The 20212-nt window shown below is 67.8% G+C and carries 23 protein-coding genes; 14 read left to right on the top strand and 9 right to left on the bottom strand.

Translation table 11 applies throughout. The features are described 5' to 3' along the window. Nucleotides 1-37: 37 nt before the first annotated feature. Nucleotides 38-1135 (bottom strand): magnesium and cobalt transport protein CorA, encoded by a 1098-nt coding sequence (locus tag ACFXHA_RS30860; protein WP_379362492.1) that lies wholly within the window; start codon nucleotides 1133-1135, stop codon nucleotides 38-40. A 14-nt stretch (nucleotides 1136-1149) separates the two neighbouring features. Between ACFXHA_RS30860 and ACFXHA_RS30855 the strand changes: the two genes are divergently transcribed. From ACFXHA_RS30855 to ACFXHA_RS30840, 4 genes are all read left to right on the top strand, one after another. Further along, the gene (locus ACFXHA_RS30855) at nucleotides 1150-2004 is read left to right on the top strand and encodes a PHP domain-containing protein (protein WP_379362491.1); all 855 of its coding nucleotides are present in this window, start codon (nucleotides 1150-1152) and stop codon (nucleotides 2002-2004) included. After that, nucleotides 2001-2267 (top strand): hypothetical protein, encoded by a 267-nt coding sequence (locus tag ACFXHA_RS30850; RefSeq protein ID WP_379362490.1) that lies wholly within the window; start codon nucleotides 2001-2003, stop codon nucleotides 2265-2267. Before ACFXHA_RS30855 ends, ACFXHA_RS30850 begins: the two co-directional genes overlap by 4 nt. 51 nt (nucleotides 2268-2318) lie before the next feature. Next, a complete protein-coding gene (locus tag ACFXHA_RS30845) occupies nucleotides 2319-3875 on the top strand; it encodes an FAD-binding protein (RefSeq protein WP_379362489.1) in 1557 nt (518 codons plus the stop codon). Nucleotides 3876-4427: 552 nt separating this feature from the next. Further along, complete coding sequence (locus tag ACFXHA_RS30840) at nucleotides 4428-5630, top strand: NADP-dependent malic enzyme (RefSeq protein ID WP_379362697.1); 1203 nt, start codon at nucleotides 4428-4430, stop codon at nucleotides 5628-5630. A gap of 71 nt (nucleotides 5631-5701) precedes the next feature. Here ACFXHA_RS30840 and ACFXHA_RS30835 read toward each other — a convergent pair whose 3' ends face one another. After that, nucleotides 5702-6580 (bottom strand): sterol desaturase family protein, encoded by an 879-nt coding sequence (locus tag ACFXHA_RS30835; protein WP_379362488.1) that lies wholly within the window; start codon nucleotides 6578-6580, stop codon nucleotides 5702-5704. Nucleotides 6581-6682: 102 nt separating this feature from the next. On the opposite strand from ACFXHA_RS30835, the gene ACFXHA_RS30830 reads away from it, so the two are divergent. Continuing rightward, a complete protein-coding gene (locus tag ACFXHA_RS30830; RefSeq protein ID WP_379362487.1) occupies nucleotides 6683-7843 on the top strand; it encodes a sensor histidine kinase in 1161 nt (386 codons plus the stop codon). A gap of 14 nt (nucleotides 7844-7857) precedes the next feature. Beyond that, nucleotides 7858-8508: a response regulator gene (locus tag ACFXHA_RS30825; RefSeq protein ID WP_379362486.1), complete on the top strand. Its 651-nt coding sequence runs from the start codon at nucleotides 7858-7860 to the stop codon at nucleotides 8506-8508. Between the two features lie 46 nt (nucleotides 8509-8554). Here ACFXHA_RS30825 and ACFXHA_RS30820 read toward each other — a convergent pair whose 3' ends face one another. Both ACFXHA_RS30820 and ACFXHA_RS30815 read right to left on the bottom strand, forming a co-directional pair. Further along, the gene (locus ACFXHA_RS30820; protein WP_379362485.1) at nucleotides 8555-9145 is read right to left on the bottom strand and encodes a hypothetical protein; all 591 of its coding nucleotides are present in this window, start codon (nucleotides 9143-9145) and stop codon (nucleotides 8555-8557) included. 179 nt (nucleotides 9146-9324) lie between these two features. Then, nucleotides 9325-9777, bottom strand: coding sequence for a MarR family winged helix-turn-helix transcriptional regulator (locus ACFXHA_RS30815; RefSeq protein WP_379362484.1), 453 nt, complete (start codon nucleotides 9775-9777; stop codon nucleotides 9325-9327). Between the two features lie 59 nt (nucleotides 9778-9836). Here ACFXHA_RS30815 and ACFXHA_RS30810 point away from each other — a divergent pair, with 59 nt between their 5' ends. The 5 genes from ACFXHA_RS30810 to ACFXHA_RS30790 all read left to right on the top strand — a co-directional run bounded on the left by ACFXHA_RS30810 (nucleotide 9837) and on the right by ACFXHA_RS30790 (nucleotide 13218). Beyond that, on the top strand, nucleotides 9837-10190 hold the full coding sequence (locus tag ACFXHA_RS30810; RefSeq protein WP_379362483.1) for a hypothetical protein: 354 nt from the start codon (nucleotides 9837-9839) through the stop codon (nucleotides 10188-10190). Between the two features lie 47 nt (nucleotides 10191-10237). Continuing rightward, nucleotides 10238-10891, top strand: coding sequence for a hypothetical protein (locus ACFXHA_RS30805; protein ID WP_379362482.1), 654 nt, complete (start codon nucleotides 10238-10240; stop codon nucleotides 10889-10891). Between the two features lie 104 nt (nucleotides 10892-10995). Beyond that, complete coding sequence (locus ACFXHA_RS30800; protein ID WP_379362481.1) at nucleotides 10996-12213, top strand: hypothetical protein; 1218 nt, start codon at nucleotides 10996-10998, stop codon at nucleotides 12211-12213. Between the two features lie 21 nt (nucleotides 12214-12234). Next, nucleotides 12235-12837, top strand: a complete 603-nt coding sequence (locus ACFXHA_RS30795) for a GNAT family N-acetyltransferase (RefSeq protein WP_379362480.1) — start codon at nucleotides 12235-12237, stop codon at nucleotides 12835-12837. A gap of 36 nt (nucleotides 12838-12873) precedes the next feature. Continuing rightward, nucleotides 12874-13218, top strand: a complete 345-nt coding sequence (locus ACFXHA_RS30790) for a hypothetical protein (protein WP_379362479.1) — start codon at nucleotides 12874-12876, stop codon at nucleotides 13216-13218. A 5-nt stretch (nucleotides 13219-13223) separates the two neighbouring features. On the opposite strand, the gene ACFXHA_RS30785 is transcribed toward ACFXHA_RS30790, so the two are convergent. Further along, on the bottom strand, nucleotides 13224-14609 hold the full coding sequence (locus ACFXHA_RS30785; protein ID WP_379362478.1) for a pyridoxal phosphate-dependent decarboxylase family protein: 1386 nt from the start codon (nucleotides 14607-14609) through the stop codon (nucleotides 13224-13226). 219 nt (nucleotides 14610-14828) lie between these two features. Between ACFXHA_RS30785 and ACFXHA_RS30780 the strand changes: the two genes are divergently transcribed. After that, nucleotides 14829-15299, top strand: a complete 471-nt coding sequence (locus ACFXHA_RS30780) for a hypothetical protein (RefSeq protein WP_379362477.1) — start codon at nucleotides 14829-14831, stop codon at nucleotides 15297-15299. Between the two features lie 126 nt (nucleotides 15300-15425). Beyond that, the gene (locus tag ACFXHA_RS30775; RefSeq protein WP_379362476.1) at nucleotides 15426-15869 is read left to right on the top strand and encodes a DUF4189 domain-containing protein; all 444 of its coding nucleotides are present in this window, start codon (nucleotides 15426-15428) and stop codon (nucleotides 15867-15869) included. An 8-nt stretch (nucleotides 15870-15877) separates the two neighbouring features. Here ACFXHA_RS30775 and ACFXHA_RS30770 read toward each other — a convergent pair whose 3' ends face one another. Further along, nucleotides 15878-17188: a DUF6882 domain-containing protein gene (locus tag ACFXHA_RS30770; protein ID WP_379362475.1), complete on the bottom strand. Its 1311-nt coding sequence runs from the start codon at nucleotides 17186-17188 to the stop codon at nucleotides 15878-15880. A gap of 94 nt (nucleotides 17189-17282) precedes the next feature. Here ACFXHA_RS30770 and ACFXHA_RS30765 point away from each other — a divergent pair, with 94 nt between their 5' ends. Beyond that, a complete protein-coding gene (locus ACFXHA_RS30765; protein WP_379362474.1) occupies nucleotides 17283-17729 on the top strand; it encodes a hypothetical protein in 447 nt (148 codons plus the stop codon). Between the two features lie 31 nt (nucleotides 17730-17760). Here ACFXHA_RS30765 and ACFXHA_RS30760 read toward each other — a convergent pair whose 3' ends face one another. The 3 genes from ACFXHA_RS30760 to ACFXHA_RS30750 form a co-directional block, all read right to left on the bottom strand. Next, on the bottom strand, nucleotides 17761-18087 hold the full coding sequence (locus ACFXHA_RS30760; RefSeq protein WP_379362473.1) for a hemophore-related protein: 327 nt from the start codon (nucleotides 18085-18087) through the stop codon (nucleotides 17761-17763). A 93-nt stretch (nucleotides 18088-18180) separates the two neighbouring features. Beyond that, nucleotides 18181-19530 carry a sensor histidine kinase gene (locus tag ACFXHA_RS30755; RefSeq protein WP_379362472.1) on the bottom strand — a complete coding sequence of 450 codons (1350 nt, stop codon included), beginning with the start codon at nucleotides 19528-19530 and terminating at the stop codon, nucleotides 18181-18183. Further along, on the bottom strand, nucleotides 19527-20198 hold the full coding sequence (locus tag ACFXHA_RS30750) for a response regulator transcription factor (protein WP_379362471.1): 672 nt from the start codon (nucleotides 20196-20198) through the stop codon (nucleotides 19527-19529). The genes ACFXHA_RS30755 and ACFXHA_RS30750 overlap by 4 nt, the downstream gene beginning before the upstream one ends. Nucleotides 20199-20212: the final 14 nt, after the last annotated feature.

Raw genomic sequence — 20212 nt, 5'->3', positions numbered from 1 at the left:
AACCGATCCGGCGACGACGCCGCGGTCGAGCGGGTGCTCAGAGCCAGTTGTTGCGATGGAAGTTCGCGTACAGCCCGAGGCACAGCAGCAGCATGATGGCGATCACGATGGGATAGCCGTAGGTCCACGAAAGTTCCGGCATGTGTTCGAAATTCATGCCGTAGACGCCCGCGATCATGGTCGGCACGGCGGCCATGGCGGCCCATGCGGAGATCTTGCGCATGTCGGTGTTCTGCTGCACGCTCACCTTCGCCAGCGCGGCATTGATGAGCGCGGAGAGGGATTCGTTGAAGTCGATGATCTGCTCGGTGACCGCGGTGTGGTGGTCGGTGACGTCGCGCAGGTAGCGGCGGATCTCCTTGGGCAGCGGCAGAGTGGTGTCGTGGGTGAGCAGTTGCAGCGGCATACCCAGCGGTTTGACGGCCCCGCGCAGTTCCACCACTTCGCGTTTGAGCTGGTAGATGGCCTCGATCTGGAGTTGATTCGCCGGTGTGAAGACGGCCTCCTCGATGGCGTCGACATCCGCCTCGATGGCCGCGGTGACCTGTACGTAGGTGTCGACGACCCGGTCGGCGACGGCGTGCAGGACCGCGCCGGGGCCGAGTGCGAGCTGGCTCGGGTCGGCCTCGAGATCCTTTCGGACACCGCGCAATTCGGTGTGGTCGCCGTGCCGGACGGTGATCGCGAAATCCGGTCCCAGGAACACCATGATCTCGCCGGTGTCGACGATCTCGCTGACCGTGCTGAGTTCGTGCTCGACGTAGCGCACCGTGCGCAGCACCAGGAACAGGATGTCGTCGTAGCGTTCGAGTTTGGGCCGCTGCGCCGCCTTGACCGCGTCCTCGACCGCGAGCTGGTGTAGCCCGAAGGTCTGCGCGACATCGGTCATGAGCGCGGTGCCCGGCTCGAGCAGCCCGAGCCAGACGAAGCCTTCCTTGCGCTCGCGCACTTCGGCGAGCGCGTTCTTGTAGGTGCACTCGTCCCAGAGCCGCTGCCCGTCCACGTAGACGGCGCAGTCGACGATCCCGCCCGGATGGGCCGCGGGTTTCGGTTCCGGGCGCGCGCCCGTCCGCCCGGGCCAGTGGAAGGACGGCAGGTTCGAGGACACATCAAGGATGCTAATCGGGCGGCGCATGCAATATTGACGACGTGCGCATCGATCTCCACACCCATTCCTCCGCTTCCGACGGCACGGACACCCCGGCCGAACTCATCGGTAAAGCGGCCGCCGCCGGCCTCGACGTGGTGGCTCTCACCGACCACGACACCACGTCCGGCTGGGCCGAGGCGGTCGCCGCCCTGCCGCCGGGTCTGACGCTGGTGCGCGGCATGGAGATGTCGTGTGTGGGTCAGGGCGAGGACGGGTACCCGGTGCCGGTGCATCTGCTGGCCTACCTGTTCGATCCCGAGAACGAGTCCTTCGCGCAGGAGCGGGAACGCCTGCGCGCGGAGCGGGTGGTCCGGCTGCGGGCCATGGCCGAGCAGATGGCGGCCGACGGCCTGCCCATCGATCCGGACGCGGTGATGGCCTCGGTGGGCCCCTCGGCGGGCCGTCCGCATCTGGCGCGTGCCCTGGTCGAGGCCGGGGTGGTGCCGACGGTCGACGCGGCCTTCACGGATCTGCTGGCCCCGCACGGCCGCTACTACGTCGAGAAGGCCGACACGCCGCTGCGACGGGCGATCGAGATGGTGGCCTCGGCGGGCGGGGTGAGCGTGGTCGCGCACGCTCGGGCACGCAAGCGCGGTCGGCTGCTGGCCCTGGACCACATTCGGGAGCTGGCCGAGATCGGGCTGGGCGGGCTGGAGCTCGACCACCCGGATCACAGTGCCGCCGACCGCGAGGTGCTGGCCGGACTGGCGGGCGAGCTGGGTTTGCTGACCACCGGTTCCTCCGATTACCACGGCGCGAACAAGACCATCAGGCTCGGTGAATTCACCACCGACCCAACGCAATTCGAGGAAATTGTGGGCAAAGCCAGCGGGGTGCCGGTGATCACCGCGTGAGGGTCCTCCGGGGTCTGAGCGGAATCATCGCGGGGGGCACGCTGGTGCTGGCGGCCACGGTCGTCGGCACGGCGATCGTCGGTGCTCGCCGTGGGTTTCCGGGCCCCGGATGGCTGGATGTGCTGTGGCATGTGGCGGCTGCTGCCGGAGTTCTGACCGCCCAGATATATGCGGATAAACGACAGGGTTTCGCCGCCTTTTTCGGATGTGTGGTCGTTTTCGGAATAGCCGGATATCTGCTCTGGGCGCAGTGGTGGAACTGAAATACGCATAACGGTTGCGAGTAGTTGAACTGTCGTCGAACATTTGTCGATATGACCGAATTCGACGCCGATGTGCTGGTGCTGGGAGGTGGCCCGGCGGGAGCCTGGGCCGCCCTTGCCGCGGCTGCCGCGGGCGCGCGGGTATTGGTCGCCGACAAGGCCCGCTGTGGATCCAGCGGCCCGACCGCTCGCGGCGGGGTCACGCTGTGGAATCTGCCCTCGGGCGAGGCGCGCGAGGAGGCGGTGCGGCAGACCCTGGCCCACGGCGGCGGACTGGGCGATCCCGACCTGATGTTCCGGGTGCTGGAGGAGACCCACCGGCGTGTCGGCCAGCTGGTGCGGGGTGGCTTCCGCTTCCAAGGTGAACACGCGGAGCGCCCGGCCCGGGTCTATCTGGACGGTGCGAAGTATCTGGGACGGCTGCGGCGCAGCATGGTGGTCGCCGGGATACGGATTCTCGATTACCACCCAGCACTGCAGCTGCTCACCGATGGCGACGGTGTCGTGTCGGGCGCGTCGGGCGTGGCGCTGCGCGGCGACTGCCGGCGCTGGACGGTCCGGGCCCGCGCGGTGGTGCTGGCCACCGGCGGCTGTGCCTTCCTGTCCGGCGGCGCGGGCACCGATGTGGACACCGGTGACGGGCTGCTGATGGGTGCGGAGGCCGGGGCCGAACTGTCGGGCATGGAGTTCTCCAACGCGTATTCGCTGGCGCCGGTGGCCGATTCGCCACGGCTGGGCGGCCCGCCGGTGGCCGCGGTGTTCGCCTCCGATCAGGTCATGCACTTCGCCACCCTCTACGACGAGTCGCGCGAGGTGCTCTGGGGGCAGGGATGTGGTTCGCGCGCACAGGCTTTCGCGGCCATCGCGGACGGCCGCCGGGTCTACGCGGCCCTGGACGAACTGCCCGAGTCGATGCGTGCCGAACTGCGCCGCCACCATCCCAGTCCGACCGGCCGGGTGCCGCTGTGCGCGGTGCTGGAGGGCACGGTGCGCGGCACCGGTGGGCTGCGGCTGGCCGGACCCGATTGCGCCACCACGGTTCCCGGCCTCTACGGCGCGGGCGATGTCACCACCCGGGAGCCGGTCACGGGCGCGGTCAGCGGTTTCGGCGGGCAGAACGGGGCCTGGGCGATCTCGTCCGGGGTGTGGGCGGGTTCGGGCGCAGCGGGTTTCGCGATTGCCCGCAACAAGATCGGTAAGGCGCGTCCGGTGCCGGGGGCGGGCTTGGGCGACAAGACTCGACTGGATCCGCGGGCGGTGGTCGGACTGGTCCAGGAGCACACGCTGCCGCTGCGGCGCAGCTACTGGCGCAGTGACGGCAGTCTGCGTGACAGCATCGCCGAGCTGGACGGCCTGTGGCCCGGCGTCGAATTGGCGCTCGGCGGAAAGGGACCCGACCGGCTGCGCGCCCGCCAGGCGGCCGCGCTGCTGGCCGTGGCGCGCTGGACCAAGTATTCGGCCCTGGCCCGCACCGAGACCCGTGGCATGCATCGCCGCACCGACCACCCGGGCGCGGTAAGTGACTGGCGGGTACGGTTGCTGACGGGTGGACTCGAAAGTGTCTGGGTCCGGCCCGACCTCACAACCGTCGCCGCCCGCCCGGCTTGACAGCTCACCGCCGCGCCCGCGACCGCGTTGTGACAGTTCTCCGAGTTCAGGTCCCCACCAGCGAGTTTCCGTTCATCCGGACGTGATCCGGCTGCTTTACGCTGCAACGATGGTGAGGCGACGCGACGGCCCCTGGGGGCGATTTGGCAGGCCGTCGCGGCGACTGGCAGAATGGGCCGATCCTGTCCGAAGCCACCGCCCGGCACGGGACACTCGGTGACCACGGAACCCCGACTCGCGGGTTCGCACGAGGTCACCCCGGCCCTATCGCCCGGACACACCCCTCCGGTTCTCGCTCGACGATCTGCGCTGCCGCGACACACTTCCCGCATTGCCGTAATACTTTGTCTGCGTTGCCACGATGAGGTGGCAGGGTTTCTGCGAAGTGGCTCGGAAGTGCTGTCGACGTCGCTGAAGGCGACCGCGGCAAAAGATATATGAGCACCGAAACCATAAATTCAGCTATTACCGAACGGTAACCGTCAAGCGGTTGAGTCCAAACCGATCAGGAGTGAAATCGTGTCACCCGTGACTGAAGCAGTGAATGCCACCGTGGCCTCCGCGAATGCCGATGGGGCTCCCGCGTCCAATGGGGCGCTGGCCGACATCACCACGGAAGAAATTTTCGCCGGGCACCTTGGCGGCAAGCTCTCGGTCGAACTCACCGCACCCTTGGAGACGCAGCGCGATCTGTCCATCGCCTACACCCCGGGTGTGGCGCAGGTCTGCCGCGGCATTCACAAGGACGAGTCGCTGGCCAAGACCTACACCTGGGCCGAGCGCCTGGTCGTGGTCGTCTCCGACGGCACCGCCGTGCTGGGCCTGGGCGACATCGGCCCGCGCGCCTCGCTGCCGGTGATGGAGGGCAAGGCGGCGCTGTTCAAGAAGTTCGCCGGGCTGGACTCGATCCCGCTCGTGCTGGACACCAAGGACGTCGACAAGATCGTCGAGACGCTGATCCTGCTGCGCCCGAGCTTCGGCGCGGTCAACCTGGAGGACATCTCCGCTCCGCGTTGCTTCGAGATCGAGAAGCGCGTCATCGAGGCGCTGGACTGCCCGGTCATGCACGACGATCAGCACGGCACCGCCATCGTGGTGCTGGCCGCCCTCAAGGGTGCGGCCGCGGTGCAGGGTCGCGACATGAGCGGTCTGAAGGTCGTGGTCTCGGGTGCGGGCGCCGCCGGTGTGGCGTGCACCGACATCCTGCTGGCCGCAGGCGTTTCCGACATCGTGGTGCTCGACTCCAAGGGCATCGTGAGCCGGGATCGCGGCGACCTGAACTCGGTCAAGGTGGACCTGGCGGCGCGCACCAACCCGCGCAACGTGACCGGTGGTCCGGCCGAGGCGCTGGCCGGTGCGGACGTGTTCCTGGGTCTGTCGGCGGGCACCATCGACGAGGCGTTCATCGCGTCCATGGCCCCCGAGTCCATCGTGTTCGCGATGTCCAACCCGGACCCGGAGATCCACCCCGATGTGGCGAGCAAGTACGCCGCCATCGTGGCGACCGGCCGCAGCGACTTCCCGAACCAGATCAACAATGTGCTGGCCTTCCCGGGCGTCTTCAAGGGCGCGCTGGATGCCGGTGCGCGCCGCATCACCGAGGGCATGAAGGTGGCCGCGGCGGAGGCGATCTTCAATGTGGTCGCCGGTGAGCTGGCCGCGGACAAGATCATCCCGAGCCCGCTGGACCCGCGCGTCGCCCCGGCCGTGGCCGAGGCCGTCGGCAACGCGGCCCGTGCGGAGGGTGTGGCGTAAGCCTGCATCCCCTGATAGACCTCGGCCCCCTCGCAGTTGCTGCGAGGGGGCCGAACTATTTGTCGTGCGAATCAGGCTGCGGCCGAAATCTTTTCGGCATCCGGCGCGGCGGCATTCTCACTCCATCCCGGCGGGCCGAAGATATATCCGATTCTCCCGCGCCAGGTCTCGGCATGCCGGACATCCCGGACCAGATCCACCAACTCGGTGTAATTGACCTTGATCGGATTATCGGTCTCGATGTCCTTGGTCAATCCGTAGCGAATCGGTTCGGATTCCGCGGCGAAGCTGCCGAACAGGCGATCCCAGATGATCAGTACGCCGCCGTAATTGGTGTCCAGGTACGGCTGGTTGGAGCCGTGGTGGACGCGGTGGTGGGCCGGAGTGTTGAAGAGGAATTCAATGGGCCGCCACAGAGTTTTCACCCGCTGGGTGTGGATCGGGAACTGGTAGAGCAGGCCGATCGACTGCAGCACGAAGATCATCCACGCGGGGAAGCCCAGCAGGGCGGCCGGTACCCAGCACAGGCCACGCAGGATGTTGGCGGCCGGATGCGCCCAGGGCAGCCGGATGGCGGTGGAGAAATTGAAGAACCGGCTGGAGTGGTGGACGCTGTGCGAGGTCCACAGCAGCCGGATGCGGTGATCGGCGCGATGCGCCCAGTAGTAGCAGAAATCGGTGACGATCAGGCCCGCCACCCACACCCACCAGTGCTTCGGTGACAGGTGCAGCGGGGTGAAGTGCGCAGCCAGCACCACCCCGGAGAAGGGGATCACCTGCGCCATAATCGGTTTGGCGATGCGGCCCAGCACGAAGGTGGCGATGTTGGAGGTGGTGTCGCGCCGGTCGATGCCGTTGGCCGGGCGGTCCGGATCGCGGCGGTTCTCGATCCACTCGATCACCATCAGGAGCGCGAACGCCGGCAGCGCGTAGATGAACAGGTCGGACATGATCTCGACGCTAGTTGCGCGGCGAGCTCGTGGCGTCGCGCCGACGAGGGATTTCGCGTCCCCCACACGGGGGATCGGGGGTCCCCGAGGTAGCGTGCGGCCATGGATGTGACCAGGTCGCTGGCCCGGCAGTCGCTGCTGGTGGCCGCCGTGGCGGCGGTGCTGGACGGCGCGCAGATGGTGATGTGCGGGGCCTTCGGGCTGGCCCCGGTGCTGGCCACCATCCTGACCGTGGCCACGGTGGCGGCGGATCTGGCGCTGGCCGCGCCCGCGTCGACGGCGGCGGCCGTGGTGGTGGCGCAGGTGGTGGTCAAGGTGGCGGTGGCGGCGTTCGCACACCATTACGGCATCACCGCACGGGTTTTCGATGTGGGTTACCTGGTCGCCGGGTATCAGGCGGGGGCGTGGCTGAGCGGGATGGTGTCGGTGGCGACGGTATTGCTGCTGGCAGGCGGCTCGCTGACGGTGAACGTGATGGCGGCGATCGCGGGCACCAACCGGCCGGTGCGGCTGGTCGTCTTCGCGATGGGCGCGGGCGTGGTGCCCTGGCTGGTGGGCCGGTACACGGCCGCGCGCGGGGCCTACATCGCGGAACTGGAACAGCGGGAACGATTACGGCAGCAGGAGCAGCGGGCGGCCTTGGATCGGGCGCTGGCCGATGAGCGCGAGGCCATCGCGCGGGACCTGCACGACGTCATCTCCCATCATGTGAGCGCCATCGGGATTCATGCGGGTGTCGCTCGAATGGCCTTGTCGCGCACCGATACCGCGGCGGCGTCGCGGTCGGTGACGGCGGTGGAGTCGAGTAGTCGCGCGGCCATGGTGGACCTGCGGCGGCAATTGGATCTGCTGCACGGCCGCGACGACGAAGGGCAGCGGCAGCCCGGCCTGGCCGATATCGAGGAGCTGGTGGCGCGGGTCCGGGACGCGGGATTGACCGTGCGCGTGACGGTTTCGGGCGAAGCGCCGGTGCTGCCGGAGTCGCTGGACGTCATGCTCTACCGGGTGGTCCAGGAGATGCTGACCAACGCGCTCCGGCACGGGCGCGCCCCCGCCGAGCTGGAGATCGGTTACCGGCCCGGCGCGGTGACGATCCGGGAGACGAATCCCGTTGCGGCCGTGGTGGAGAGCTCGGAGGTGCATCGCGGTCTGGACGGCATCCGCCGCCGGGTCGAACTGTTCGACGGCACCGTCAGCCACGGTGTCGATTCCTCCGGAAACCAGTGGGAAATCACGGTTTCCGTGCCCGTTGTGACCGCATAGCCGATCGGAGTCGCATGACCATCACCATCCTGATCGCCGACGACCACACCGTGTTCCGCTCCGGCCTGCGCGCGGTGGTGGACGCGCATCCCGACCTCGAATGCGTGGCCGAGGTCGGCGACGGCCGCTCCGCCATCGAGGCTGCCGCCCGCACCCGCCCCGACGTCGCGATCCTGGACGTCCGCATGCCCAAACTCGACGGTCTCGCCGCCACCGAGGCCATCGTGGCCGCGGGCGGCACGCGGGTTCTGGTCCTCACCACCTACGACAGCGAGGCCAACCTGCACCGCGCATTGTCCGCCGGTGCCAGCGGGTTTCTGCTGAAAAGCCTTCCGCCGGAAGAGCTCGTGGCCGCCATCCGGGTGGCCGTCCGCGGCGACGCCGTCATCGACCCCTCCATGACGCGCCGCCTGGCGAGCAACCTCATCACCGGCATCGCCCCACCTGCCGAGCCTCCGGAACTATCCCACCTCACCGCCCGCGAACGCGAAGTGCTCCTGCTGGTCGCGGATGCCCGCTCCAACAACGAAATCGCCATCGCCCTCGGTGTGGGCGAGGAAACCGTCAAGACCCACGTCTCCCGCATTCTCGCCAAACTCGCTGTGCGAGACCGCATCCACGCCGTCGTCTACGCCCACCAGCACGGCCTGGTCCACCCCGGCTGACGTGCCGAGGCCACCGCGGAATCGCGGTGGCCCCGGGGAACCCGCATCAGATGACGAAGAAGCCTACGACACAGCCGATTACGGCACCGGCGACGAGGCCGATGAACAGGCCGGGGATCGCGCCGACGATGAGCGCGATCAGGCCGATCACGGTGCCGATGACGCCGAACAGGCCGGCGCCGACCGCGCCACCGGCGATACAGCCGATGACGCCGATGTCCTTGAGCTGCGCCTGCTGCGCGATCTCACGCACGCCGTCGTTGTAGGTGCTCTCGCTGACCGGGCCGCGGCTGTCGGTGGGCCACACGGTCAGGGTGCTGTTGTCGGCGTCGACCTCGGCACGCAGTCGGACCGGCTGGCCGCCCAGCTCGTAGTCGGTCGGAATCTGTTCGACCACGGTCCCGTCCGGCGCCACCACCGAGACCAGCGACTCGTCCGCGGACATTTCGAACGTTCCCGCGCTGAGGTGGGTGACCACGCCCTGGTGGTCGTCGGACAGCGTGGAGGTGTAGCTCAGCCCGTGGTCCTGACCGCCCACGATCAGGGGCCGTTCGGCTTCACCGTGTGCCGTCGCGGCGGTCATCACGGTGGCGGCGACGGTCATCATCGACATCGCCGCAAACTTCTTGAACTGCATGCGCACGCCTCTCATTCGATGCGGAGTGCCGTGACTGTCGGCCTCGGCACTGCCATGAATTGGGGACACATAGCCAGATCGAGTGTTCGGGTATTGACTAGCACATAACCAACCGGTTGGTCTCTGTTGGCGTCGCGACATGCCGACAGGGCCCGGAATCGTGTTGAGGTGGACGGGGTCTAGCGCGGAGGTAGGCCCGCCGCGGTGGCGAGGAGTGACAGCGCCTCGTCCAAGGCGCTGAGCTGGGCGGGGGTCAGGCCGGCGGTGAGGGTACGGTCCAGGGTCGCGGCTTCCTGTTCGCATCGGGCGAGCAGGGCGCGGCCGTCGTCGGTGAGGACGAGGGTCTGGCGGCGGCGGTCCGACGGATCACGTTCGCGCCGAAGGGCTCCCAGGCGTTCCAGATGATCGGCGAGGGCGACGACGAGACTCGGGACGACGCCGAGGCGGGTCGCCAACTCCTGCTGCGACAGGCCGGCCGCGGATTCCAGGGCCGCGAGCAGGCCCACGTGTTTGGGCTTGAGATCCAGTGCCGCGATCGCCGTCGCGAAGCGGTTCTCCGCGATGGCACCCAGTACTCCCAGGCGGTAGGAGACCGTGCCGGGGATTCTCGTGCTGCCGTTGACATCGTTCACGGTGAGAAGTATACATATTGAGAATGCTTCACAGACTGAACGATTCGAGGTAAGAATCAATGCTTGCAGTGCTACTCCTGAACGCGGCGATCGCGGTCGTCTCGGGGGCTTCGTGCCTGGTGGGACTCGTGCGGCCGCGGCTGGCCCTGCCCGCCGGCGAGCTGCCGAGCGCCGGATCGATGTTCTTCCTCGGCGCGTATGCCGCGCGGGCCCTGCCGCTGAGCCTGGTCACGCTGACCGTGCTGGCCGTCGGTTCGACCGCGGCGATCGTGCCGCTGCTGGTGGTGTCGGGGGCGGCGCAGCTCTGGGACGCCGCACTCGGTGCGCGGCAGCGCAACTGGCCGATGGCCGTCACCTGCGTCGGCTTGGCCGCCGTCCACCTGGCCACGGCCGCATGGCTTCCCTTCCACTGATCACCCATCACCGCAGCCGATCACCCATCACCGCAAAGGAATTCACGATGACTGCCACCTTCCCCGTCGCCGCACCCGTCTCCGCCGACCTCGAGCCCCACGCCCGCAATGGAATCCGGCCGTTGGTTGCGGCGGCCGGATTGACCTTCCTGACCGCCTGGATCGTGGGCTTGTCGGTCTGGCCCACCAACCTGTCGGTGTGTGCGACGGGTACGCAGATCCTCGATGCGCTCGCCGGGCATACCGGTGTCGCGACAGTGCAATTCGTTACCTCGCAAGGCATCGCGGGCCTCGCGCTCGCGGTGGTGCTCACGGCGCTGGCCCGGCCTGCTCGGATGACGGGTGCCGCGGCGGTCGCGGTTTCGCTCACCCAGTGCGCCTTGGGCGTTCACCTCGCCGGGTGGATCGCGCCGGAGGGCCATGCCGGGACCGCCGCCACCGTCTACGGATTGATCGATCGCCTCGACGGCGTCAAGATGCTGCTGCTGGCCGCTACCGCGGTGCTGGCCTCGATCCCCTTGCTGCGCAACCGGACCCGGCCCCGCTTCCTGCCCTACCTCGGCCTGCTGCTGGCCGCTGCGATCGCAGTCTCGGGGATCGGTTACCTCCTGCTGAGTACCGCCCTCGCCCCGGCCGCCTACGTCTCCGGAGTCCTGCTCCTGATCTGGGTCCCGGCCGTCGCCCTGACCGCGCGCCGCTGACCCGACCGCATCGTGCCCTCATACTCACGTGTGAGGGCACATTGTGCGTTCACCCCGGGGAGTGATGGACCCGCAGCGGTGGTCGGCGGTGAGCTTTCGAGGTGATGACAAAGACTCGCAGTGTGGGTGCCGTCCTGCTGTTCGGGGCCTCGATCCTGGTCACCGGGTGTACCAGCGCATCGGGGCCCGCGGACGTGGACGTCGATCGGGGACGGCTGGTGAGTGTCGAGCACCTGCGCACCTTTTCGGCCGACGAGGTCCGAGCGGAGTTGACGAGCAACGAGTTCGCCATCGACGCAGTGCAATTCGGTGTCGATACGTACCGCCTCAACTACGAAACACTGGGCATCGACGGGCGTTCCACCACGGCCAGCGGCTTGCTCGCCTTGCCCCGCAACGACATACACGACCTGATCACCGTGGCCTACGAGCACGGCACCCAGCCCACCAAGTCCGCCGCGCCATCGGTGGCGGCGGATGGCGGGGACCTGGCCGCGACGCTCACCTACGCGTCGGCAGGGTTCGCGGGGGTCGCGCCCGACTACCTCGGATTGGGGTCGGGGCCGGGCCCGCATCCGTATCTGGATCTGCCGTCGGAGACCACCGCATCCGTGGATATGTTGCGGGCCGCCCGAACTCGGGTCTCGACCCTCGATCGCAATTTGCGTGAGGAGGTCGACATCGTCGGGTTCTCGCAGGGTGGACCGGCCGCGATGGGACTTGCGCGAGCGCTGCAAGGCAACGCGGACAAGGACTTTCGGGCCACCGCCGTCGCCGCCATCGGCGGGCCGTTCGACCTGAAGAACGCCGAGCTGTCCGCTCTGTTCGACGGCACGCTCGACCCGGGCGCGGGTTCCTTCTACAGCGCGTACCTGCTGGTGTCGTGGAATCGCCTGCACGGCTTGTACAGTTCGCCCGCCGAGGTATTCCAGGCACCGTACGCCGACACGGTGGAGCAACTCTTCGACGGCCTGCATTCCATCGAAGACATCGTTCCCGCCCTGCCCCCGGACATCGATCACCTGCTGACCCCGCAGGGAATCGAGCTGCTGCGCAACCCGACCGGGCCCTTCGCCGCCGCCATGACCGTCGCCGACAGCGCCTGCAGCGACTGGACACCCCACCTGCCGGTCCGCCTCTACACCGGCAGCCAGGACCGCGATGTCTCCCCAGCCAACAGCGCCAACTGCCGAACCGCCCTCCTCACCCACGGCGTCGACGCCCCGATCACCGATGTCGGCCCGGTGGACCACAACGGTTCCGGCATCCGCGGCACCGCCCAGGCCGTGCACTGGTTCCTCGAACTGGCCACCGCCGCCTGACCGATCGCCGAGGATGCTGATATGACCGTGCTCGTCAGAGCCGCCGATGTCGGCGATATCGACTCCGTCGCAAGCGTGTTCGCGGCGGCATTCGACAACGACCCTTTCATCGGGTGGCTGCTCCCGGACTCCGAATCGCGGCTAGCCCGAGCCACCCGAATGTTCGCCGCCCTGACCGCTCATCACCTGCGGAACGGTTGTGTCGATGTCGCGCTCGACGCCACCGGCACCGTGCAGGGCGCGACCCTGTGGTCGCCACCCGGCCACTGGCGGCACACCATTCGAGCCCAAGCCCGCCTGGCGCCCGCCCTCCTACGCGCCTTCGGCCCACGAATTCCGTTTCTGGTCTCAGCCGATTACCAACTGCAGTACGCCCACCCGCATGAGCCGCACTGGTACCTACAAACGATCGGCACCTCGCCCGATGCGCGCGGCCTGGGCCACGGCCGCGCCCTACTCCAATCCCGTCTCACCCCCGACAGCCACGAAAGCTCCTACCTGGAAACCCACAACCCCGAAAACCTCCCCTACTACGAGCGTTTCGGCTTCACCATCCGCGCCGAGTTCACGATGCACCTCGGCGGCCCACCGGCCTGGTCGATGTGGCGTCCCCCGGAGAGTTGACCGGCGGGCGGACCGAAGTGGCACAGGTTGCGGAGTATGACCAGGTACCAGGTATTTCGCAGGGCGCGCAGGTCTGGATATGTGTTCTGGTGGGTCTTCATCGCGGCGATCATGGTGGCGGGCGGCATCTCCTGGTTCGACAGTGCCGGAGAGGACGATTTCGGCTGGACGGCGTATGCGCCGAGAGGCGGCCTGTCCAACGGGGACATCGTCCCTCTGCCGTCGGACGCCTTCGACATCACCCCCGGCATGACCTTCCTCGCGTTCTGCCTGCTGGTCCTCGCCCCGATCCCCGTCCTGCTGCTGATCCTGATGGCAGTAGCGGTCAGGGAGTACTCAGCGCGGAAAATTGTCTGGATTCCCGCGCTGAGTACTCCCTGATCTTGTTATCGGGGGGTGAGTTGTCGGGCGGTGGTGAGGATTTCGTGGAGGAGGGTGTCTATGTGGGTGGGGGTGGTGCGGTGGTTGCAGATGCAGGCTCGGAGGACTGTTTCGCCGTTGTAGTCGACGGTGGCGAGGTAGGCGCGGCCTTGGGATTGGATGGCTTCGGCTAGGGCGGTGTGAGAGGTGAGGTCGCGGACTCGGAAGCAGACGACCGGAAGGGGGCCGCAGGGAAGGAGTTCCAGGTCGGGGTGGTCGGTGATGCGGGCGCGGAGGTGGTCGGCCATGCGGTCGTAGTGGTCGAGGAGGGTGGCTACGCCGGAGCGGCCGAGTTGGTGGAGGGTGGCCCAGAGGGTGAAGGCTCGGGTGCCGGGGCGGGTCAGTTCGAAGGTGTACTCGGACATCCAGGGGAGGTGTTCGTCGCTGTCGAGGTAGGAGGCGCGGAAGCCGAACGCGGCGCGGAGGCGGGTCGGGTCGGTGACCAATGCCGCGCCGCAGCCGACGGGGACCGAGAGGGTCTTGTGGGGATCGACTGTGAGGGAATCGATTTCGTCGATGCCCTGGTACGCGGGGGCCCACTTCGGGACCTGGATGCCGAGGCCGCCCCACGCGCCGTCGGCGTGATGCCACATGCCGTGTTCGCGGCAGACGGCGGTGATCGGTGCGGGGGTGTCGATGGCGCCGGTGGGTGTGCTGCCCAGGTTCGACACCACGCAGAACGGGAGCAGTCCGGCTTCGCGGTCGGCGCGCACGGCGTCGGCCAGCGCGGTCACGTCCATGCAGCGGTCTGGGGTGGTGGGGATGACGCGGACCCGGGAGCGGGGGATGCCGATCACCGCGCACGCCTTGGCCACCGACATGTGGGCCTGCGCGCCGCAGTAGGCGATCAGACGGCTGTGTGCCGCATCGTATTCCGGCCCGTCGGAGGCCCCGCGCTGCTCGAAGAACCAGTGCCGGGCCGCCGCCAGGCACAGCAGGTTGGCCATGGAGCCACCGCTGGTCAGCACCCCGGAGGTGGATTCGGCCAGGCCCGCCAGCCGGGCCAGATCCGCGATCACGCCGCGCTCGAGATCCATCAGCGCGTGCTCGCCCATCCCGCAGGTGGCATTGATGGCGGTGGCGAGCAGCTCGGCGACAACCCCGGCGGGTGACGGCGGAGAGTTGATCCAAGCGAAGAACGCCGGATGCCCATTCCCCGTCGGATAAGGCGCAAGCGACTCCTCGGCGAAATCGAGCACCTCGAATAAATGCCCACCCTCCTCACCCATCCCCCCGGCATGCAACCGCCGCCGCAATTCCCCCGGCAGCTGCCGCGTAACCGGCCCCCGCTCCACCTGCTCGAGATAATCCGCCGCCCACTGCGCACTCGAAACCAACTCATCCCGAAACACCCGAGCATCCACCCCCAACACCGATCCCCGCTCACCCAAACCCCGCACCGGAACCCCAGCCACCATCGCCGCCCACACACCCTCTACTCGAAGTTGCCTGCTCAGGACACCGCGAATGGTAGGGGCCGACCCCACCCCCCACCCCCGCGCCGCACGGAAAACCGACAAATTCGATCTTGATCAGCGGTGGGCCGGTCGAAGTGACATAGGTTGCGATGTATGACCAGGTACCAGGTATTTCACCGGGCACGCAGGTTCGGATACGTGTTCTGGTGGGTCTTCATCGCCGCAACCATGGTGGCGGGCGGCATCACCTGGTTCGACGGTGCCGAACCGGACGATTTCGGCTGGACGGCCTACACGCCGCGACCGGGCCTGCCACGCAGATACGCGGACTACCTGCCGTCGGACGGGTTCGACATCACCCCGGGCATGACCTTCCTCGCCTTCTGCCTACTGGTCCTCGCAGCTCTCGCCGAGGCCGTCGCCCTGCGACGCGCCCTCGCCGGAATCATCACTGTCGCCGTACCTTTCGTCGCCACGGCACTGATCTGGTCCGCCATGCCCCGCGGACACTCGAACTTCTTCCTCACCCCGATCCCCGCGCTCCTGGCGATTCTCGTGGCAGTAGCGGTCAGGGAGCTCTCAGCGCGGAAAATTGTCTGGATCCCCACGCCGACAACTCCCTGATCTTGCTATGGGGGTGCGTTTCTTGCATTGGCGAGGATCACATCGATGTGAGTTGGACATTCCGGGGGCCTCGGGTCAAGATCGTGACTGCTTCGTTCCGGAGCTGGTCTTGGAGGGGAATTCTCGATGTCGATGTTGTTGAAGGCTGCCGTGATCGCTTCGGCGGCAGTCACTCTCACGGTGCTGGGTGGGCCGGTCGCAGGGGCCGAGCGTGGCCCGGACGGTAAGTACTACGGCTCGATCGCGTACGCCCACAAGGTGGAAGACATTGGCGGCTGGGGCGTGGCTTGGAACTATCCGAGTCAGGACAGCGCCGACCGCGACGCGGTCAACAAGTGTGGAGGTTCGGTCGACTGCCGGGTCGAAGTTCGCTGGACCGATGGGTGCGCGTCGTTGGCGCAGGCGAATGACACTCGTCTCATGATCGCCACCGGCGTGGGCTCCACCGTTGCGGACGCCGAGCAGGCCGCGCTGAACGAGCTTCACAAGTCGACCATCCTTCCGCCCGCGGGGAGCTCGCAAGGTCTGCACGACGAGGGGCACATCGTCACTACCCAGTGCAACGGCTGAGTTTTCGATTACCCGCCGGTGGACAGCGTGCCCATGAGGCCGTAGTCGGTGCGGATCAGGCCGCCTTCGGAGCCGAATTCGGCGCGGAATTCGTACAGGCCGAAGAGGGCGCCGGTGAAATGGGGTTCGCCTATGTACAGCATTGCGGTGTTGTGGAATTCGAGGAAGCCGGTGACCAGGGAGTGCATTGTGGGGTAGCGGTTGTGGGTGCGGGTCAGGGGGTGGAGGAGGTCGGCGGCGTCTTCCAGCACGCCGCACGCGTGATCGGGATCGGTTTGTTGCAGCGCGACTCGGGGATCGGTGATCGCGAGGGCGTGGCGACCGGCACCGTTCGACAATTGCAGCCAACCCACCGCGCCACCTCGATGTGCTGCCGCTGCGGACAGCAGTGCGGCGAGGTTGTTCGGAGCTGTGGACTCGGTGAGCGAAACCTTGTCGGCGGCAAGATAATTGTTGCCGTGCTCGGCGGCCAGGGCGCGGACCGCGGCGATTCCGGCGAACCCTGAATCCGACCACTGCCACAGGTTGCTGACCGGGTGGAAGTGGCCGATCTCGGTCGCTTCGAATCGTAGATCGGGGCGTTGCGCGAAATAGAAGTGCTGTGTCGTACGGTCCCAGGTGGAGGTGAGTTCGGGCACGGCGTCGAGATCGGGTTCGGCTTCGAACAGTCCGCCGCGCATGCCCATCGCGATCGCTGCGCCGGGAGCAAGCTCGGCCAGCAATGAGTCCGCGAGGAACGCTGGCCCGCCGTCGGCGGGGGCCGGGCCGCCGGTGTTCACGGTGCGGTCGATCTCGCCGGCCAGCAGTTGCGCGGCGGCTCGCTCCCAGACGTCGATCCGGCCGGGTACCGGTGCGGTGACCGGCACCGTGGGGTCATCGATCGTGACGTAGGTGTAGGCGCGGCCGCCGTGGTTGAACTTGGTCATCCCTCGAACATCCAGGACGGCCATCGCGATGAGGGCCAGCTGATCGGCGGCCAGCCAGGGGTCGTCGAACTCGCTCAAATCCACTACGGCGGTGGTGAGTTCGGGCACGTCGTGCCGGGTTCCGATCTCGCGCAGCCGGTTCGCCCACTCGATGCCGGGCCGCCCGTGCAGGAAGTCGTGGGCCCAGGCCCACATGAAGGTGCGGTCCTCGGCGAAAGACCCCAGGTTCCCCGATCGCGCAAATACGCGATCGCCGATGCGCACTGTCGCGGATTCAGCGAAAGCTCGGGTGTGTCCAGGAGTAATAGCGGCGGAGAAGGCTGCATATCGTTGCATGGCTCCCGGCAGCGTCTCCCGCACCAGAGCTGTCAAGTTGTCGCTGAAGATCCTCACGCTGTCGGACGCTATCAGCGGCATACGGCACTCGGGTGCCGGCGAACTCGCGTTAGGGCCTCGGTGTGGGACTTGGTGTTTCACAATGACGGGTGTGTCTGCGCAGCTCGAGGTCAGCGATCGGTCCAGGAGTCGGGTGCTGGTAGTACTCGGGGTCAGCTTGGTGATCCTCACCGCCTATTGGGTGCTCTGGTTTGCCGCCCGCGGCGCGGTCGCCAGCAACAACCGCGACGCCTACATCGAATTCGAGAACGCCTTTCCGCTCGCCGATGCCTGGCTGGCGGTGTGCGTGCTCGCGGCCGCCGTCGCCTTGATCAAACGGCACCCCACAGCGCTGCTCTGGTTGCTCGCGGGCGGCGGGTCGGCTATCTATCTGTTCTGTATGGACGCGCTCTATGACGTCGAGAACGGGATCTGGTGGCGTTCGGGGGCGGGGGGATTCATCGAACTCGGGATCAATGTGGTCACCCTGGTGGTGGGGGTGGGGTTGCTTCGGTGGGCTTGGCGTCGGCGGGTGGCGCTGGGTGGGGTCGCGAACTGACCCCACACCAGACGGAGGGCACCGATCGCGGTTACTTGTGGCAGTTCTGGCGGAAGGTGATTACTGCGGAGCGGGCGTCGCGGAGGGCTTGGGCCTGGTCGGGGTGGGCCTGCTTGTAGGTGGTCCATTCGGCCTTGCGCTGGTCCTTGGGGAGGCCCTTGATCTTGGTGAATTCGGCTTGGAGGTCGGGGTGGGCGGCGAGGAGGGCCTGGACCTTCGGCTTGGCGTCCTGGTGGGCCGCGGTACGGGCGGCCTGGCTGCAGTCGGGGCCGTCGGCCGAGGCCACGCCGGGGACGGCGAGGGCGATCGTGGCTGCTCCGGCGGCTGCGGCGAGGGTGGCAGCGAGGACGCGCTTCATGTTCACTCCGTATCGATGGGGGGTGGTTCCCCATCGAATTTGCCCGCGATTGCTGAAGGTGGGCTGAAGCGGTCAGCCATCTTCAGTCGATCTTCAGACTCGCGCTTCGGTGGGCAGGCGCAGCACGAAGACGGCTCCGGTGGTGCCGGGGGCGGGGCAGGTCAGGTCGCCGCCGTGGGCGCGGGCCAGACCGCGGGCAATGGCCAGGCCGAGGCCTGAGCCGTCGGGGCGGTTGTCGCGGGCGTGGTCGAGGCGGACCAGGCGGTCGAAGATGCGGTCGCGGTCCGCGGCGGGGATGCCGGGTCCGGTGTCGGTGACGGTGAGTTCGACTGTGCCGCCGCCGGATTCGCGGATGTCGACGGTCACGGTGCCGTGATCCTTCATGGCCTGGCAGGCGTTGGCGAGCAGGTTGGTGAGGATCTGGGTGATGCGCTCGGCGTCGATGTGGATGGTCACGGGTGCACCGGTCAGCTGGAATTCGGTGTGCGGGTGCAGCATTCGCATGCGGTCCAGGTGGGTTTCGACCAGTGCGCGCAACTCGACGGGCTCGCGGCGCAGATGCAGTCCGGCGTCGATGCGGGCCAGGTCGAGCAGGTCGTCGACGAGGCGGCCGGCGCGCTGGGTCTCGCGGACCAGGAGCAGCAGCATGCGCTGGCGATCCTCGGGGTCGGTGTCGGCGGGCTGCTGGAACACCGCCTCGGCCAAGGAGCGCACCCCGGTGATGGGGGTGCGCAGTTCGTGGGCGGCGTCGCCGACGAAGACGCGGATCTGCTGTTCGGAGGCGCGAGCGCGGGACTCGGCGGCGGCGGTGTCGCGCAGCGCCCCCTCCAGGGCGTCCAGCATTTCGTCGAAAGCCGCTGCGGTGCGGCCGAGTTCGGTATCGGTGCGGGACGGGTTCAAGCGGCGGCCCAGGTGCCCGTGTGCGATATCGCGGGCCAGCCGGGTCATGGTGTCGAGTGGCGCGAGGGCGCGGCGCACCAGGAACCACAGGCCGACGACGATCACCGCGATCGCCCCCGTGGTGGCCAGGATCAACAGCAATCCCAGCCGGGACTGCACCCGGGCCAGCAGCGGGGTGTCTATCTGCAGCGTGAGGCGGGCGTCGTTGAGCGTCCCGGGCCCGGTGAGCTTGACTACGCGGTTCTTGGTGCTGCTGTCCTCCGAGAGCCGATTCGCGAGGCTGCCGTAGGTGTGACCGTCGGTCAGCACGAGCCGCACCCGCACCGAATGCGTGTCCACCCGGGACACCAGTTCCTCCGGTGAAACACCTTGCTGTGACAGCTGTTTCGCCAGTTGCGCCCGATCGGTGAGCACCGTGTTCTCGCTGCGGGTCATCACCACCCCGAACAGCCCGTGCACCAGGACCGCCACCAGCACCAGCACGATCCCGGAAACCAGTGCGGCCGTGAGGGTCACGCGCCCGCGCAGCGACACCGTCTTCACCGCGGCACCCGCAGCGTGTAGCCCAGCCCGCGCACGGTTTGCACCACCCGGTCCCCGTGCTCCTCGAGTTTGCGCCGCAGCGCGCTCACATGCACCTCGACGAGATTCGGGTCGTAGTCCTCGTATCCCCAGACGGCGGTGAGGATCTGGGTCTTGGTCACCACCCGGTCCCGCTGCCCGGCCAGGTAGGCCAGCAGTTTGAACTCGGTGGCGGTGAGGGTGAGTTCGTGTCCGGCGCGGTGTGCCCCGCCGGCGTCGATATCCACCTCCAGATCACCGATCACGATGCGGGACCGCAGTTTTCCCATCCGGCGCAGCAACGCCTCCACCCGTGCCACCAGTTCGACGAGGTCGAAGGGCTTGACCACATAGTCGTCGGATCCGGCGCGCAGTCCGCGCACCCGGTCCTCCACGCCGTCGCGGGCGGTCAGCATGACCACGCCCGCCGCCGAGCGGGCCCGCACGGATTCCAGCAGTGCGAATCCGTCGCGCCCGGGCAGTGTCACATCGAGCACCACGACATCGGGCCGGAATTGGGCGAGGTCCTGTTCCAGTAGCCGGCCGTCGCCGCGCTCGAGCACCTCGTGCCCGGTGGCTGACAGCCCGGCTCCGACGGCGGCTCGAATGGCCTCGGCGTCTTCTATGACAAGAATGCGTCCCGGTTGCACCCGGCAATTCTCGG

It is taken from the genome of Nocardia sp. NPDC059240 (assembly GCF_042753865.1).
GTDB lineage: Bacteria > Actinomycetota > Actinomycetes > Mycobacteriales > Mycobacteriaceae > Nocardia.
This window is presented reverse-complemented; position numbering and strand designations above follow the sequence as displayed.

Excerpts from the sequence above, each read along its gene's own strand:
- ACFXHA_RS30780 (WP_379362477.1), top strand. The coding sequence starts at position 14,829 with ATGACCAGGTACCAGGTATTTCACCGGGCACGCAGGTTCGGATACGTG.
- ACFXHA_RS30830 (WP_379362487.1), top strand. The coding sequence starts at position 6,683 with ATGGATGTGACCAGGTCGCTGGCCCGGCAGTCGCTGCTGGTGGCCGCC.
- ACFXHA_RS30835 (WP_379362488.1), bottom strand. The coding sequence starts at position 6,580 with ATGTCCGACCTGTTCATCTACGCGCTGCCGGCGTTCGCGCTCCTGATG.
- ACFXHA_RS30860 (WP_379362492.1), bottom strand. The coding sequence starts at position 1,135 with ATGCGCCGCCCGATTAGCATCCTTGATGTGTCCTCGAACCTGCCGTCC.
- ACFXHA_RS30795 (WP_379362480.1), top strand. The coding sequence starts at position 12,235 with ATGACCGTGCTCGTCAGAGCCGCCGATGTCGGCGATATCGACTCCGTC.
- ACFXHA_RS30775 (WP_379362476.1), top strand. The coding sequence starts at position 15,426 with ATGTCGATGTTGTTGAAGGCTGCCGTGATCGCTTCGGCGGCAGTCACT.
- ACFXHA_RS30805 (WP_379362482.1), top strand. The coding sequence starts at position 10,238 with ATGACTGCCACCTTCCCCGTCGCCGCACCCGTCTCCGCCGACCTCGAG.
- ACFXHA_RS30760 (WP_379362473.1), bottom strand. The coding sequence starts at position 18,087 with ATGAAGCGCGTCCTCGCTGCCACCCTCGCCGCAGCCGCCGGAGCAGCC.
- ACFXHA_RS30800 (WP_379362481.1), top strand. The coding sequence starts at position 10,996 with ATGACAAAGACTCGCAGTGTGGGTGCCGTCCTGCTGTTCGGGGCCTCG.
- ACFXHA_RS30810 (WP_379362483.1), top strand. The coding sequence starts at position 9,837 with ATGCTTGCAGTGCTACTCCTGAACGCGGCGATCGCGGTCGTCTCGGGG.
- ACFXHA_RS30820 (WP_379362485.1), bottom strand. The coding sequence starts at position 9,145 with ATGCAGTTCAAGAAGTTTGCGGCGATGTCGATGATGACCGTCGCCGCC.
- ACFXHA_RS30845 (WP_379362489.1), top strand. The coding sequence starts at position 2,319 with ATGACCGAATTCGACGCCGATGTGCTGGTGCTGGGAGGTGGCCCGGCG.
- ACFXHA_RS30790 (WP_379362479.1), top strand. The coding sequence starts at position 12,874 with ATGACCAGGTACCAGGTATTTCGCAGGGCGCGCAGGTCTGGATATGTG.
- ACFXHA_RS30825 (WP_379362486.1), top strand. The coding sequence starts at position 7,858 with ATGACCATCACCATCCTGATCGCCGACGACCACACCGTGTTCCGCTCC.